General features: G+C 61.8%; 11 protein-coding genes and 1 other RNA gene. 6 read left to right on the top strand and 6 right to left on the bottom strand.

Translation table 11 applies throughout. From position 1 onward, the window contains the following. Positions 1–271: ATP-binding protein (locus tag BM315_RS23065; RefSeq protein ID WP_170862299.1), on the top strand; the 271-nt coding region annotated here is incomplete at its 5' end. 275 nt (positions 272–546) lie between these two features. Here BM315_RS23065 and ssrA read toward each other — a convergent pair. Next, positions 547–937: a transfer-messenger RNA gene (gene ssrA / locus BM315_RS23060) on the bottom strand. Positions 938–1,087: 150 nt separating this feature from the next. On the opposite strand from ssrA, the gene BM315_RS23055 reads away from it, so the two are divergent. After that, positions 1,088–4,003, top strand: a complete 2,916-nt coding sequence (locus BM315_RS23055; protein WP_090505909.1) for an ATP-binding protein — start codon at positions 1,088–1,090, stop codon at positions 4,001–4,003. A 7-nt stretch (positions 4,004–4,010) separates the two neighbouring features. Here BM315_RS23055 and BM315_RS23050 read toward each other — a convergent pair whose 3' ends face one another. The 4 genes from BM315_RS23050 to BM315_RS23035 all read right to left on the bottom strand — a co-directional run bounded on the left by BM315_RS23050 (position 4,011) and on the right by BM315_RS23035 (position 10,342). Next, positions 4,011–4,256 (bottom strand): hypothetical protein, encoded by a 246-nt coding sequence (locus tag BM315_RS23050; RefSeq protein WP_090505907.1) that lies wholly within the window; start codon positions 4,254–4,256, stop codon positions 4,011–4,013. A gap of 157 nt (positions 4,257–4,413) precedes the next feature. Further along, positions 4,414–7,221, bottom strand: coding sequence for an FAD-binding and (Fe-S)-binding domain-containing protein (locus tag BM315_RS23045; protein WP_090505905.1), 2,808 nt, complete (start codon positions 7,219–7,221; stop codon positions 4,414–4,416). A gap of 136 nt (positions 7,222–7,357) precedes the next feature. After that, on the bottom strand, positions 7,358–8,503 hold the full coding sequence (gene lldD, locus BM315_RS23040; RefSeq protein ID WP_090505903.1) for an FMN-dependent L-lactate dehydrogenase LldD: 1,146 nt from the start codon (positions 8,501–8,503) through the stop codon (positions 7,358–7,360). 144 nt (positions 8,504–8,647) lie between these two features. Then, positions 8,648–10,342 (bottom strand): L-lactate permease, encoded by a 1,695-nt coding sequence (locus BM315_RS23035; RefSeq protein ID WP_090505901.1) that lies wholly within the window; start codon positions 10,340–10,342, stop codon positions 8,648–8,650. 314 nt (positions 10,343–10,656) lie between these two features. Here BM315_RS23035 and BM315_RS23030 point away from each other — a divergent pair, with 314 nt between their 5' ends. Next, a complete protein-coding gene (locus tag BM315_RS23030) occupies positions 10,657–11,433 on the top strand; it encodes an FCD domain-containing protein (RefSeq protein ID WP_090505899.1) in 777 nt (258 codons plus the stop codon). 63 nt (positions 11,434–11,496) lie between these two features. On the opposite strand, the gene smpB is transcribed toward BM315_RS23030, so the two are convergent. After that, positions 11,497–11,979, bottom strand: a complete 483-nt coding sequence (gene smpB / locus BM315_RS23025; RefSeq protein WP_090505897.1) for an SsrA-binding protein SmpB — start codon at positions 11,977–11,979, stop codon at positions 11,497–11,499. 109 nt (positions 11,980–12,088) lie between these two features. On the opposite strand from smpB, the gene BM315_RS23020 reads away from it, so the two are divergent. From BM315_RS23020 to BM315_RS23010, 3 genes are read left to right on the top strand one after another with little or no spacing between them, the layout of a single operon-like run. Further along, positions 12,089–13,492 (top strand): sodium-dependent transporter, encoded by a 1,404-nt coding sequence (locus BM315_RS23020; protein ID WP_090505895.1) that lies wholly within the window; start codon positions 12,089–12,091, stop codon positions 13,490–13,492. Between the two features lie 34 nt (positions 13,493–13,526). Next, on the top strand, positions 13,527–13,961 hold the full coding sequence (locus BM315_RS23015; protein ID WP_090505893.1) for a type II toxin-antitoxin system RatA family toxin: 435 nt from the start codon (positions 13,527–13,529) through the stop codon (positions 13,959–13,961). 7 nt (positions 13,962–13,968) lie between these two features. Continuing rightward, positions 13,969–14,289 carry an RnfH family protein gene (locus BM315_RS23010; protein WP_090505911.1) on the top strand — a complete coding sequence of 107 codons (321 nt, stop codon included), beginning with the start codon at positions 13,969–13,971 and terminating at the stop codon, positions 14,287–14,289. Positions 14,290–14,652: the final 363 nt, after the last annotated feature.

Below are 14,652 nucleotides of genomic sequence, written 5' to 3'. Positions count from 1 at the left end.
CATGGACGCAGTGATCCTCGACGAACTGGGCTACTTACCCTTCCCAGACTCCGGTGGGGCGCTGCTGTTTCACCTGATCAGCCAGCTCTACGAAAAGACCTCGCTGATCATCACCACCAACTTGTCCTTCGGCGAATGGGTCAGTGTTTTTGGCGACGCCAAGATGACCACAGCACTGCTCGACCGCATCACTCACCACTGCGACATCCTCGAAACCGGCAACGATTCGTTCCGCTTCAAGCAGCGCAAAAAGGCAGTGAAAAACACCTGAGCGACTGGAAACTTTTGGACGCTGTTACCTGGAAAGTTTTGGATGCTGATTGACATTGTCCTGGGGCTTGGCGTTGCGGCAGTTGGTGTCTTTCAGGGGCATTGGGGGCACATCCTCTCCGTGCGAGCTGATGAGCGTTTTATGCCCCCATATGTGCCCCCGTCAAGCGTGGGATGCCCTGGGATCAGGTGGGAAGACGTGGGCAATAAAAAAGCCGTAAAGCTTTGATTTCTCTAGGCTTTACGGCTTTTCTGGGTCTTCCTGGGAAGACAAAATGGTGGAGCCGGGGGGATTTGAACCCCCGTCCGCCAGTGTTCCACTTTCGGTACTACATGCTTAGCCGTGTCTATTGAGTTAATCCGCAGCCGCCCGACGGGCAGGGTGCTTTGGACGAGTTGTGTAAGTTTTAGCCGCTTCGTCCACAACGTACTACGCGGCGATCCTGTTCTGCATGACAATCACTTCAGGTTTACAGGCATCCCCTAGTGATCGCTGGAGCCGAAGCTACCAGAAGGACTAGTCGCGCCGCTTACGCAGCGAGAGCGTAGCCCTCATAGTTTTCGTCATTGGCAACTATAAAAGTTGCAACAGTGGATTTACGACTTCTGTTACCAAGTCGGCATGCACCTAGAGTTTCACTACCGGCGTCGAATCCTAATCGGCCCCAAAGCTGTGTGACTTGAAGGTTGGACGCCTAGTGTACGGCAAAGGTTCCGCAGCGTCGACCGGGCAATCATCAGGCGCACGCTGAGGGCCATGTGCAGCTATGATTGCGGCTTGAAGTGGGTGCAATGTCTTTGGGAAGAGACCTGAATTATGCCGCGAGTATCGCGTTACCCCGTGCGCCAGTGGATCTGGCGCGCCTTTGTGCAGAGTGCCTTGATTCCGCTGATCCTGGTGGAGACGGTGTTGATCACCGTGTATCTGCTGAGCAATGCGGCCATTCGCGATGCGCAGATCGGCCATTTGCAGCAGAGTGCCCTGGAGGGTTTGTCCACGGCGGTAGCGCGCGAGGGCCAGGTGATCGACGGTCGGTTACGCGCGGTCGAGGCGCAGGTGCGGATTTTTCGCGATGCGGCGAGTCATGCACTGCAAAACAGCGGCTTCCAGCCCGACGAACTGGAACTCAAGCGACATGTTTCGACCAGCAATGGGGTGTTTTACAGCCGTAGCGACGACGGCCGTGCCGCGTCCTTCTACGCCAACAGCACGCCGCCGCTGCAGCAGGATCACGTCAAGGCTCTGCGCTTGTCGCAACTCGATCCGCTGATGCGTTCGATCCGCGCCGCCAATCCGCTGGTCAGCGCGCTCTATTTCAACAGTTGGGACAGCTATAACCGGATTTATCCGTTCTTCATGACGCCCGAGCAGTATCCCCATGACATGGTGATACCCGATTACAACTTCTATTACCTGGCCGACGCTCGACACAATCCCGAGCGTGATGTGGTGTGGACCGATGTCTATCTCGATCCGGCCGGGCAGGGCTGGATGATGTCGGCGGTGGCGCCGGTGTATCGCGGCGACTTCCTCGAGGGGGTGGTCGGCCTGGATATCACCGTGGGCCAGATGCTCAGCGAGATCGGTGAGTTGGATGTGCCCTGGCAGGGTTATGCCATGTTGGTAAGCCGCGACAACAACATCATGGCGCTGCCGCAGGCCGGTGAGGAGGATTTTGCGCTGCGCGAACTCACCGAATATTCCTACGCCGAGGCGGTGCGCCGTGAGGTGCTCAAACCTGCGGATTTCAATCTTGGCTCGCATGCCGGCATGCAGCCGCTGTTGCAGGCCATGGCCTCCGGTCAGGGCCGTGTGCAGGAGGTCATGCTCGGTGGGCGCCAGCAGTTGGTGGCCTGGAGCGAGATTCCGCAAACCGGTTGGCGCCTGCTGCTGGTGGTCGATGAAGAGAATATTTTCAGGGAGACCAACAGCCTGGCCGAGCGCTACTTGCAGATCGGTTATTGGTTGATCGTCGGCCTGGGCGTGTTCTATCTGCTGTTTTTTGCCTGGATGTGGCTGCGTTCGCGGCGCTTGAGCGATCAGTTGGCCCAGCCGATTGCCGGTATCGTCGGCATGATGCGCCGGCTCGGTCAGGGTGATTACCACCCCAGTGCGCCATCCAGCCAGATCGATGAGTTGGTCAGCATGGCCCAGGCCGTGCAGCAGACCGGTGAGCAGTTGCAGGCCAGCGACATCGAGCGGCATGAGGCGCAGCGGATTCTGCAACTGGTGCTGGAAAGCACCACGGAGAGTCTGTGGGAGGTGGATGCGGCGAGCCTGGAGATCAAGGTCAGTGACCACTTCGTCAAGCGTTTTGGCCTGAGAGCCGAGAGTATGAGCTTCAGTGAATTTAACCTGCGTGTGCACCCGGATGACCTGGAGCGCATCCGCCATCTGCGTCAGTTATTCGCGGTCAGTGGTGAGGATCAGTTCGAGGCGGAGTATCGCTATGCCGATGCTGGCGGCGAATATATTTGGCTGCTCAGCCGCGGCAAGGTCCTGGAGCGCGACAGCAATGGCGGCGCCTTGCGTATCGCCGGTACCCATGTCGATATTACCCGGCTCAAGCAGGTGCAGGAGGAGTTGCGCCGCGCCAGCCTGCAAGCCCAGTCAGCCAGTCAGGCCAAGAGCCGTTTTCTGTCGAGCATGAGCCATGAGCTGCGCACGCCGCTGAACGCCATTTACGGTTTTGGCCAGTTGATCGAACTGGAGACGCAAGACAAGCCGCAGGCCCAGCAGGAGGCGGATTATGCCCGCGAGATAGTGAATGCCAGTCGTCACCTGACGGCGTTGGTCGATGACATTCTCGACCTGTCGAGCATCGAGAGTCGCCGTCAGCAGTTGCAGTCGCAGGCGGTGGAAGTGGGCGCCTTGCTCAATGGTTGCGCCGAACTGGTGCTCCCGGAAGTCCAGCAGCGGCACCTGCAGTTGCAGGTGTTGGCGGAAGTCGATGCGGGCTTGTATGTGCAGGCCGACATGCGCCGTTTGCGTCAGGTGATGCTCAACCTGCTGTCCAATGCGATCAAGTACAACAGCCCGCAGGGGCTGATCAGTCTGGGTTATGAAGTGCGTCCGGACTGCGTGCGCTTGTGGGTCGAGGATTGCGGGGCAGGCTTGACCGCCGAGCAGCAGGCCCAGTTGTTTCAGCCATTCCAGCGGCTGGGTCGAGAGAATTCGAGCATTCCCGGCACCGGCATCGGTTTGGTGTTGTGTCGCGAGCTGGCCAGCCTGATGGGCGGCGATATGGGTTTTCGCAGCACCCTTGGCAGTGGTAGCCGTTTCTGGATCGATTTGCCCAGCGCCGCGGCACCCGAGACAGTCGCCGCGGCTGCGCCGCTGGTCGAAGAGGTGGAGCCGAAACCTAAAGCCGAGGTGCTGTGCGTCGAGGATCATCCGGCCTGTGTGAAGGTGGTGCAGGAAGCGCTGCGCGAGTTCGCCGACGTGCGCGGGGTCGGCTCGGTGCAGAGGGCGTTGACCGAGCTGGAGAACTGCACGCCGACCTTGCTGTTGCTCGATCTGGACTTGCCCGACGGCGACGGATTGCAGGTGCTGGATGCCATGCGCCGCGATCCGCGTCTGCGCACGGTGCCCGTACTGGTAATCAGTGCGACGGCCGATGAAGCCGTGTTTAGCGAGGCGCGTCAGCGCGGCGCACAGGAGTGCCTGGCCAAACCTGTTGATTTGGCTCAGGTACGCCGATTGGCCCTGACCCTGTTGGGGCAAGGCCACTGATACGGGGCTATTCGCTGGCCTCGAGCAGTTGCAGGGCTTCGCCGAGGACTTTCACAGACTGGCTGTGATCGCCAGCATTGTGCAGCTCTTCACCTTCGGCACGGAGCTTTTGCACTTGCGCCAGTACGGTCGCATCGCCGGGTGGATTGCTTTGCAGCAGGGCGTCGATTTTCGCCATATCTGCAGGGCAGTGCATGGCCCAGAGCGAGGTGCTGAGCAGTGCAGTGGTGAGGAAAGCAACAAGGCGGTGCATGGTGGTGCTCCTTTATAAGCAGCCGGGGGTTTCAGTATAGGAAACCTCACTGGCGGCCTAAGGCCGTTGGTCTGCTTTCCCGTCGCAATGGCAAGCCCCGCAGGGCGGGGCGATATCAGTAGCGGGCGCCTTAAGGCGGGCGTTTTTCACCGCGTTCTCAGTGCTTGGCGCGGGTTACCCTGTCCACCAGGTAGACCAGACCGTGGTAGTCGATGCCGCCGTGCTGGCTCAAGCCGATCTCGCAGGTGCGGCTGGTGCTGATGCCTTCCTCGCAGTACTGCACCGCCGATTTCAGATCGCGTAACGAGTAGGCATTGAGTTCCGGGGTGGTGAAACCCTTGTCGCCAGCAAAGCCGCAGCAGTGAATGCCCTCGGGGATCACTACCTGGCTGGTGCAGCGGCGGACGATGTCGATCAGGCCCTGGGCTTCGCCCAGATGTTGGGTGCTGCAGGTGACGTGCACGGCCACGGGCTTGTCCTGCGGCTGGAAGTCCAGGCGGTCGAGCAACTGCTCGCGGATGAACTTCACCGGATCGAACAGCTTCAGTCGTGGGTCCAGGCCATCCTGCAGCAGGCGCAGGGTGCAGGGGCTGGTGTCGCAGTAGATCGGGTCGAGGCCGCCGCGGCTGGCCTTGAGCAGGGCATTGATCAGTTCCTGCTTCTTGCCTTCGCCTTGTTCGGCATAACCCTTGGAGGCGAACGGCTGGCCGCAGCAGAGATTGTCCAGATTGTCCGGGAACACCACCTGGAAGCCGCCTTTCTCCAATAGCGCGCGGGTCTTGTCGAGCAGCGGCATCTGTTCGTCGTCGCCTGCTGCCGGCCCCATGGCGCGGGACACGCAGGCGGCCAGGTAGACCACCCGCGGGCGCGCGTCGCTGACCGGTGGGTTGATACTGATCGGCTTGACGGCCTGCGGCATGGCCGGCGTCCACTGTGGCAGGCGGTTGCCGGAGACCTTGCGCAGGCCCGCCGAGGTCTTCGCCAGCAAGGGGGCGCCGAACACCTTGCGCACCGTGTTGACGGCCATCAGGCTCAGGCGGGTGCCCTTCAGGGCGGTGGCGTAGTGTTCGGCCAGCCAGGTGGCGCTGCCCTGATGAGTCGCCGTGCGGGCGCGCAGCTTGCGCACCAGGTCGCCGGTGTTGATCCCCACCGGGCAGCGCTGGGCGCACAGGCCGGTGGCGGCGCAGGTGTCGATGCCCTGGTACTGGTAGTCGCGCTCCAGGGCCGTGGTGTCCTCGCCTGCGCGCTTTTTCGCCTGGATATCGCGCCACATGACGATGCGCTGGCGCGGGCTCAGGGTCAGTCCTTTGGACGGGCACACCGGCTCGCAGAAGCCGCACTCGATGCACTTGTCGATGATCGCGTCGGCGGCCGGCAGTGGCTTGAGGTTCTTCAGGTGGATATCGGGGTCTTCGCTGAGCACCACGTCCGGGTTGAGAATGCCCTGCGGGTCGAGCAGGCGCTTGAGTTGCCACATCAGTTGATAGGCATCTGCGCCCCATTCCAGTTCGACGAAGGGCGCCATGTTGCGCCCGGTGCCGTGTTCGGCCTTGAGCGAGCCGCCGAACTCCACCGCCACCAGCTGCGCCACGTCATCCATGAATGCCGAGTAGCGGGCGACCTGCAGCGGGTCGTCGAAGCCCTGGGTGAAGACGAAGTGCAGGTTGCCTTCCAGGGCATGGCCGAAAATGATCGCCTCGTCGTAGTGGTGCTTGTCGAACAGTGCGAGCAGGCGGTTGACCCCTTCGGCCAGTTGTTCGATCGGGAAGGTGACGTCCTCGATGATCACCGTGGTGCCGGTCTGGCGCACCGCGCCTACGGCGGGGAAGGTGTCCTTGCGGATCTTCCACAGCAGGTTGTACACCGCCGGGTCTTCGCTGAAGTCGACCTGTTTTTCCAGGGGGAATTCGTTGACCGATGCCATGATCTGCGTGAGTTGCTCATGCAGCAGGCTCTGGCTGGCGGCGCGCGACTCGATCAGCAGGGCGCAGGCACCATTCGACAGGCTCTTCACCCACTCCGGCATGCCCGGCTTGTTCTCGACCGAACGCAGGCTGCGCCTGTCCAGCAGCTCCACGGCGGATACCGGCTGCAGCTTGAGTACGGTGACCGCGCGGCAGCAGCTCTCGACATCGGGGAACACCAGCAGGGCGCTGGCCTTGTGCGGGTGGTCGTGCACCGTGTCGTAGGTCACCGCGCTGATAAAACCCAGGGTGCCTTCGGAACCGACCATCAGGTGGTTGAGGATATCCAGCGGTCGGTCGAAATCGACCAGGGCGTTGAGCGACAGGCCGGTGGTGTTCTTCAGCCGGTATTTATGCCTGATCTTGGCCGCCAGCGCGCTATTGGCGCGGGTCTGCCGGCCCAGTTCGGCCAGTTGTTCGAGCAAGCCGGCGTGGCTGGTTTCGAATGCCGCCACGCTCTGCGGGTCTTCGCTATCCAGCACCGTGCCGTCGGCCAGTACCAGGCGTATGCCGGCCAGGGTGTGATAGCTATTGTGCGCGGTGCCGCAGCACATGCCGCTGGCATTGTTGGCGACGATGCCGCCGATCTTGCAGGCGTTGATCGAGGCCGGGTCGGGGCCGATCTTGCGCTGGAAAGGTGCCAGCACGGCGTTGGCCTGGGCGCCAATCACGCCGGGTTGCAGGCGGACCTGGAGGCCCTGGCTGCGGACTTCGCGGCCGTTCCAGTTATCGCCCAGGACGATCAGTACCGAGTCGCTGATCGCCTGACCGGACAGGCTGGTACCGGCGGCGCGGAAGGTCACCGGCACCCGTTCGGCACTGGCCAGCTTGAGCAGGGCGACCACTTCCGGCTCGGACTCGACCCGGATCACCAGTTGCGGAATCAGCCGATAGAAGCTGGCGTCGGTGCCGAAGGCCAGGGTCGAGAGGGCGTCGTCGAAACGCCGTTCTTGGGGGATCAGGCGCTCGACGGCGGCGAGGAAGGCGGCGGGCAGGCTCATGGGCGCTCCGGATTATTCTCAGTACGTTGGGCAGCGCGTCGGGTTGGCTGGTGCCGAGGCGCTGTTGTAGGAGGGCGCTGCGCTTCAGTCGCGAAAGTCGCGGTCAAGTCCGCTCCTGCAAAAGAGGGTGTGCTGCTCAGTGGCCCAGTTCCCGCACCAGCGAGTCGGCACTGATTTCGCTGATCGACTTGGCGCCGGTCAGAACCATGGCCACGCGCATCTCTTTCTCGATCAGATCGAGCAGGTTGCTCACGCCCGCACCGCCGGCTACGGCCAGGGCGTAGATGAAGGCGCGTCCGAGCAGTACCGTGTCGGCCCCCAGGGCGATCATTCGGACCACGTCCAGGCCGGTGCGAATGCCCGAGTCGGCGAGGATTGCCAGGTCGCCCTTGACCGCGTCGGCGATGGCCGGCAGTGCGCGCGCGCTCGACAGCACGCCGTCGAGCTGGCGGCCGCCGTGGTTGGAGACGATGATGCCGTCGGCGCCAAAGCTCACTGCGTCCTTCGCATCCTGCGGGTCGAGGATGCCCTTGATCACCATCGGGCCGTCCCAGAACTCGCGGATCCACTGCAGGTCTTTCCACGAGATCGACGGGTCGAAGTTGTCGCCGAGCCAGCCGATATAGTCCGCCAGGCCGGTGCGGTTGCCGCGGTAGGCGGAGATATTGCCCAGGTCGTGGGGTTTGCCGAGCAGGCCCACGTCCCAGGCCCAGCTGGGGTGAGTCATGGCCTGCAGAATGCGCCGCACCGGTGCATTCGGACCGCTCATGCCGGAGTGGGCGTCGCGGTAGCGGGCGCCCGGTACCGGCATGTCCACGGTGAACACCAGGGTGGTCACGCCGGCGGCCTTGGCGCGCTCCAGGGCATTCTTCATGAAGCCGCGGTCCTTGAGCACGTAGAGCTGGAACCACATGGGCCGGTCGATGGCCGGCGCCACCTCTTCGATCGGGCACACCGATACCGTCGACAGGGTGAAGGGGATGCCCTTGGCTGCTGCCGCCTTGGCCGCCTGTACTTCTCCGCGGCGCGCGTACATGCCGGTCAGGCCGACGGGTGCGAGCGCCACGGGCATCGACAGGGTTTCGTTGAACAGGCGGGTTTCCAGGCTCAACTCGGACATGTTGCGCAAAACCCGCTGGCGCAGAGCGATGTCGGCCAGATCCTCGACGTTGCGTCGCAGGGTGTGTTCGGCGTAAGCGCCGCCGTCGAGGTAATGGAACAGGAACGGCGGTAGTTTGCGTTGTGCCGCTGCGCGGTAGTCGGTAGAGGCAGAAATGATCATCGGGTTCACCCTTGTGCCAGGAGAAGGCGGTTCTCGCCCAGGTGGTCGGCCTCAACGGGTGAGTTCCGGCCTGTCTGGGTATATACGGGAGTTGTGAGTGGCACCCCCCCGGTGTGCACCGGGGGGGGTGTCTTCGAGCGTTTGTCAGCCTGCGATCAGCGGATCGCTAACGCCCAGTACATAGATTGCGGTCAGGGCGATCAAGCCGGTAAACAGTACGTAGTACAGCGTAGGCCATATGGTCTTGCGCAGAATGCTGCCCTCGCGACCGAGCAAGCCGACTGTGGCCGATGCCGCCACCACGTTGTGGATGGCAACCATGTTGCCGGCGGCGGCGCCAATCGCCTGTACCGCAACGACCAGTGCGCTGGAAATGCCCAGGCTGGTGGCCACGCCGAACTGGAACTGGCTGAACATCATGTTGCTGACGGTGTTGGAACCGGCGATAAAGGCGCCCAGGGCACCGACGCTCGGTGCCAGCAGCGGATAGATGCCGCCGACGCTGTCGGCTACCCAGCGTGCCATCAGAATGGGCATGCTGGCCAGGTCCGCGCCGTTGACACCCGAGTTGATCAGGATACGCACCATCGGCACGGTGAACAGCAGGACGAAACCGGCGCTGAGCAGCACCCCGGAGGACTCCTTGACCGCCAGGCCCAGATCGCGAATTTTCATCTTGTGGAAGAAGAAGGTGGCAAGCACCACTGCGACCAGAATCCCGCCCGGCAAATACAGCGGCATGAAGTTCGCGCTGACGCCGGTTTCACCGAGCAGATCGGGGAAGTTCACCACCACGGCTTTCAGGGCGGCACCGACTTGCGGTACCACGCGGCTGATCACCAGCAGGGCACCGACCAGGACATAGGGCAGCCAGGCGCGCAGGGAACTCATGGGCTTGGCGGTCAGTTGGTCCAGTTTCATTTCAACAGTGCCCAGCCATTCGCTCGGCCATTTGTCTGCCGGGGCGAAGTCCCAGGTGGTTTTCGGCAGCAGAAAGCCCAGGCGCGCGGCGCTGGTGACGATTGCCAGGCCGATCAAACCGCCAGCCAACGACGGGAATTCCGGGCCGAGGAACACCCCGGTGAGGGCGTAGGGGACGGTGAAGGCCAGGCCGGCGAAAATGGCGAAGGGCAGTACTTCGAAGCCGGCTTTCCAGCTTTTTTGGGTACCGAAGAAGCGCGTCAGCATCAGCACCATGATCAGCGGCATCACGGTGCCGACGGTGGCGTGGATGATCGCCACTTCACTGGTGATCAGCTGCAGGAACTGCGCCCAGGAAGAGCCTTGCTCAACCAGTTGCGCGCCGATGGTGGCCGAGTCCAGACCGGTATTGACCCCGACGATAATGGGCGTACCCACCGCGCCGAAGGACACCGGGGTGCTCTGTACCAGCATGCCGAGCATTACCGCCGCCATGGCCGGGAAGCCGATGGCCACCAGCAAGGGGGCGGCAATCGCCGCTGGCGTACCGAAACCCGAAGCACCTTCGATAAAGCAGCCGAACAGCCAGGCGATGATGATCGCCTGAATGCGCCGGTCAGGGCTTATGGTGGCGAAGCCGGCGCGGATCGCGGTAATGCCGCCGGAGTGCTTGAGGGTGTTGAGCAGCAGGATGGCGCCGAAGATGATCCACAGCAGGCCCAGGGTAATCAGCAGGCCTTGCAGGGTCGAGGCGAGTACGCGGTTGAAGCTCATCTCCCAGGCGAACAGGCCAATGGCGGCAGTTACCAGATAGACCAGTGGCATGGCGTGCTTGGCAGGCCAGCGCAGGCCGACCAGCAGGATGGCGGCGAGCAGGATCGGAGAGAAAGCGAGTAGAGCCAGAAGACCAGTTGACATGTCGGTCTCTCCTTAGCGGTGCGCAATGCGCATGGGTGTATGCGAATGCAGCGATACGGCAAGTGGTTTTGCTATGACCGGCATGGGAAACCTCATGTGCTTATTGGAATTGTTTTCTGTGTGGGCAAATTGGTAATACCAATTTACAATCTAGCGTGGCCAGAGTAAAAGTGAACCCTTGTAACTGTCAATTAGCAGGCTTACGACTTTGGTCGAGTATCCTTGTCTTGTAAGGGCTTGAGCGTCGCTATAGGCTTGCTCTACAAGTGCCTGAAGAGGGCGTTTCAGGTGGTAAAACCAGTGAGGTTCGGGTTATGGATGTAGGGCAGGTGCGCCAGCGCCGTTTGTCGGACGATATTGTCGGCCGGCTGGAAGTCATGATTTTGGAAGGCACGTTGAAGGCGGGCGAGCGGTTGCCAGCCGAGCGTGCGCTGGCCGAGCGGTTCGGCGTGTCGCGCCCGTCATTGCGTGAGGCGATTCAGAAGCTGGCGGCCAAGGGCCTGCTGGTCAGCCGCCAGGGAGGCGGCAACTATGTCGCCGAATCACTCGGCTCGACCTTCAGCGATCCGCTGTTGCAGCTTCTGGAGCGTAACCCGGAAGCCCAGCGCGATCTGCTGGAGTTTCGCCACACTCTGGAGGGTTCTTGTGCCTTTTATGCGGCGCAGCGCGCCACCGAGCTGGATCGCCAGCGTCTGACGGAGGCCTTTAACGCGCTGCAGGACTGTTACAGTCGCAGCGGCAAAGTGACCCGCGCCGAAGAGGGGGCGGTTGATGCGAGCTTTCACCTGGCCATCGCCGAAGCCAGTCACAACGCCGTGTTGCTGCACACCATTCGTGGGTTGTTCGACCTGCTCAAGCGCAACGTGGTGACCAATATTGGCGGCATGTACGCCCAGCGCGACGAGACCCGCGACATGCTGATCGATCAGCATCGGGCGTTGTATGAGGCGATTATCGAGGGTCGTGCCGAAGACGCGCGTCAGTTATCCAACCGGCATATCGATTATGTGCGGGAAGTGCTTGCCGAAGTGCAGCAGTTGGCGCAGCGGGAGGCGCGGGCGCAGCGGCGGCAGATAAGCCATAAGCCATAAGCGGCAAATCAAAGCGGCAATGGTGCGTTCTTGGCGCTTGTAGCTTACCGCTTGAGGCTGCTCTTAATCGTCCTTGCCCTTGCTGCGCATGGCGCGTTGCACTTCGCGGTCGGCGTCACGCTCTTTTTCGCTGTGGCGCTTGTCGAAGTCCTTCTTGCCCTTGGCCAGGGCAATCTCGCATTTGATCAAATGCGCCTTCCAGTAAACCGACAGCGCCACGCAGGTGTAGCCCTTCTGCTGCACGGCGCCGAACAGCTTTTCCAGCTCGCGCTTGTTCAGCAGCAGCTTGCGCGTGCGGATCGGGTCGGCAATCACGTGGGTGCTGGCGGTCTTCAACGGGGTGATGTGGCAGCCCATCAGCCAGGCCTCGTCGTCTTTCAGCAATACATAGCTGTCGACCAACTGGGCCTTGCCGGCGCGCAGGCTCTTCACTTCCCAGCCGGCCAGGACCAGGCCCGCCTCGAATCTGGATTCGACGAAATAATCGTGCATCGCCTTCTTGTTCTGGGCGATGGTGCCTTGAGGGTGTTTCTTTTGTTTAGCCATAGGGCGCGCATTATAGGGAGTCGTTGGCCTGCTGGCGACAGCCTGATCTTGAGAGCGGGTGGTTAATCCCGGACAATGCGCGTCTTTTGCACATTAATCGGGCGTATTCATGGTAAGCGACAAGGTTTCGATCCACGGTGCCTGGGCCAGTCGTTGGGTGTTTATCCTGGCGGCAACCGGTTCCGCGGTGGGCCTGGGCAATATCTGGAAGTTTCCCTACATGACCGGCATGTACGGCGGCGGGGCCTTTGTCATCATGTATCTGCTGTGCATTTTCCTGGTCGGCTTGCCGATCATGCTGGCTGAAACCCTGATCGGGCGTCGCGGCCGACAGAGTCCGGTGAATGCGCTGGGGGCTTTGGCGCTGGAATCCGGCGCCTCGCCAAGGTGGTCGTGGGCCGCGCTGATGGGCATGATTGCCGCGTTGCTGATCCTGTCCTTTTACAGCGTCATCGCGGGTTGGTCGCTGGACTACATCATGGGTATGGGGGCAGGGCAGTTCGAAGGCATCAGTGCCGAGGGGGCGGGTGGCGCGTTTGGCGCGCTGACGGCCGACCCCTGGCGCCTGACCTTGTGGCACACGCTGTTCATGCTGTTGACCGGCTTCGTCATCGCGCGTGGTGTCGTGGCCGGTCTGGAGCGCAGTTTGCGCGTCATGATGCCGCTGCTGTTTGTCTTGTTGCTGGTACTGCTGGGTTACAGCATGACCACCGGGCACTTTATGCAGGGCTTTCACTTTCTCTTCGATTTTCAGCCCGACAGGTTGCTCGATGGCGTGCTGGCCGCGCTGGGGCATGCCTTCTTCACCCTCAGCGTTGGCGTCGGTTCGATCATGGTCTATGGCGCCTATATGCCCAAGCGGGCCTCGATTGGCAGCACGGTGCTGGCCGTTGGTATTCTCGACACCCTGGTGGCCCTGACTGCCGGGTTGGCGCTGTTTCCTATAGTGTTCGCCGCCGGCATGGAACCGGGCGCCGGTCCCGGGCTGATGTTCGTCACCCTGCCGGTGGCCTTCGGCAACATTGCGCTCGGTCAGGCCATGGGCACGCTGTTTTTCGTGCTGGTGCTGATCGCTGCCTGGACCTCGTCGATCTCGATGCTGGAGCCGGCGGTGGCTTATCTGGTCGAGCGCACCCGGCGCAGCCGGGTGCTGATCACCAGCGTGCTGGCGCTGTTGTGCTGGCTGGTTGGCATGGGCACGGTGCTGTCGTTCAATGTTGGTGCCGAGGCCAAGTTCTTCGTCTTCGCTGTCGATGGGTTTCACCTGTTCCAGTGGGGCGCCGAAGGTGGGCGAAACTTCTTCGACAGCATCGACTACCTGACCAGTCGCATTCTCCTGCCGGCGGGAGGTCTGGCCTTCGTGCTGTTCGCCGGCTGGGTGCTCAAGCGCGAAGCCGTGCGCGAGGAGTTGGCAATCGACAATCCGCTGTTGTTCGGCTTGGTGTATTGGTTGATTCGTGTGGTGGCGCCGCTGGGTATATTGGTCGTGTTTGTTGCAGAGTTGATGAAATGAGTACAGTCACCCTATTGAATGAAGTTGCAGGCTCATGAGTACCCATATTCAGCGTTCGGCGTTATTACCGTACCCGGCCTCAGCCCTTTTTGAGCTGGTCAATGATGTGGCGCGGTATCCGGAGTTCCTGCCCTGGTGTTCGGCCAGCGAGGTTCTGGATGTCAGCCAAACCCATATGCGCGCCAGTCTGGCGGTGGCCAAGGGTGGAGTCAGCCAGCGCTTCATTACCCGCAATGCGCTGGTCTGGGGGCAGTCGATCGAGTTGCACCTGGAGGAGGGGCCGTTCAACAAGTTGCATGGTCAGTGGGTGTTCAAGGCTCTGGGCGACAAGGCCTGCAAAATCAGTCTGGATCTGACCATCGACTATGCCGGGCCCGTGGTGCGGGCCACGCTTGGGCCGCTGTTCAATCAGGCGGCGAACACCCTGGTGGATGCATTCTGTCAAAGAGCCAAGCAGCTCTATGGATAGCAATCAAATGACTGGCAAAACGATCGTGGTCGAAGTGGTCTATGCCCTGGCTGATAAACAGAGGCTGCTGCGGCTCAGCCTGCCTTACGGTACTACGATGCGCCAGGCGGTCGAGCAGTCGGGTATGCAGGCGCATTTTCCTGGGCTGGATCTGGCGAACAGCCCGCTGGGAATCTTCGGCAAGGCGGTTGCCAAGCCGCAAGAGCGGGTGCTGGAGGATGGCGAGCGGGTGGAGATCTATCGGCCGCTGATTGCCGATCCGAAAGAGGTGCGCAAACAGCGTGCGGCCAAGGCAGTGAAAGCCAAGGTTGACGACCGGGGCGTTTGACGCCGAGTCGGCGCGCATGAAAAAGCCCGGAAATTTCCGGGCTTTTTCGTTGTGCGCCAGGCATGGCGCGTTGCGCGGAAGCGCAACCAGCTTGGCTGTGGTGGCCAGGCTGGTGACTTGGAGGTGAAAGTCCTCTACACACCCGGCAAGGGGAAGTGTTAGCCAGAGGCAAGGGTGTCGCGGGCGACTGCGAATCTGAAGGAAGCCCGAGGCAAAATGCTGGCCTGACGAACAGGAAGCGGATCAGGCGGCGTAGCGGGGTGAGGTGGCAACGTTCACTAAAGCCCAATACTTGCACGGAGCGCTACGACGTAAATCCGACAGGCATAAGCAGGAAGGTCGCGCGAATTACCCTGGGAGATC

Source organism: Pseudomonas borbori (genome assembly GCF_900115555.1).
Taxonomy (GTDB): Bacteria; Pseudomonadota; Gammaproteobacteria; order Pseudomonadales; family Pseudomonadaceae; genus Aquipseudomonas; species Aquipseudomonas borbori.
This window is presented reverse-complemented; position numbering and strand designations above follow the sequence as displayed.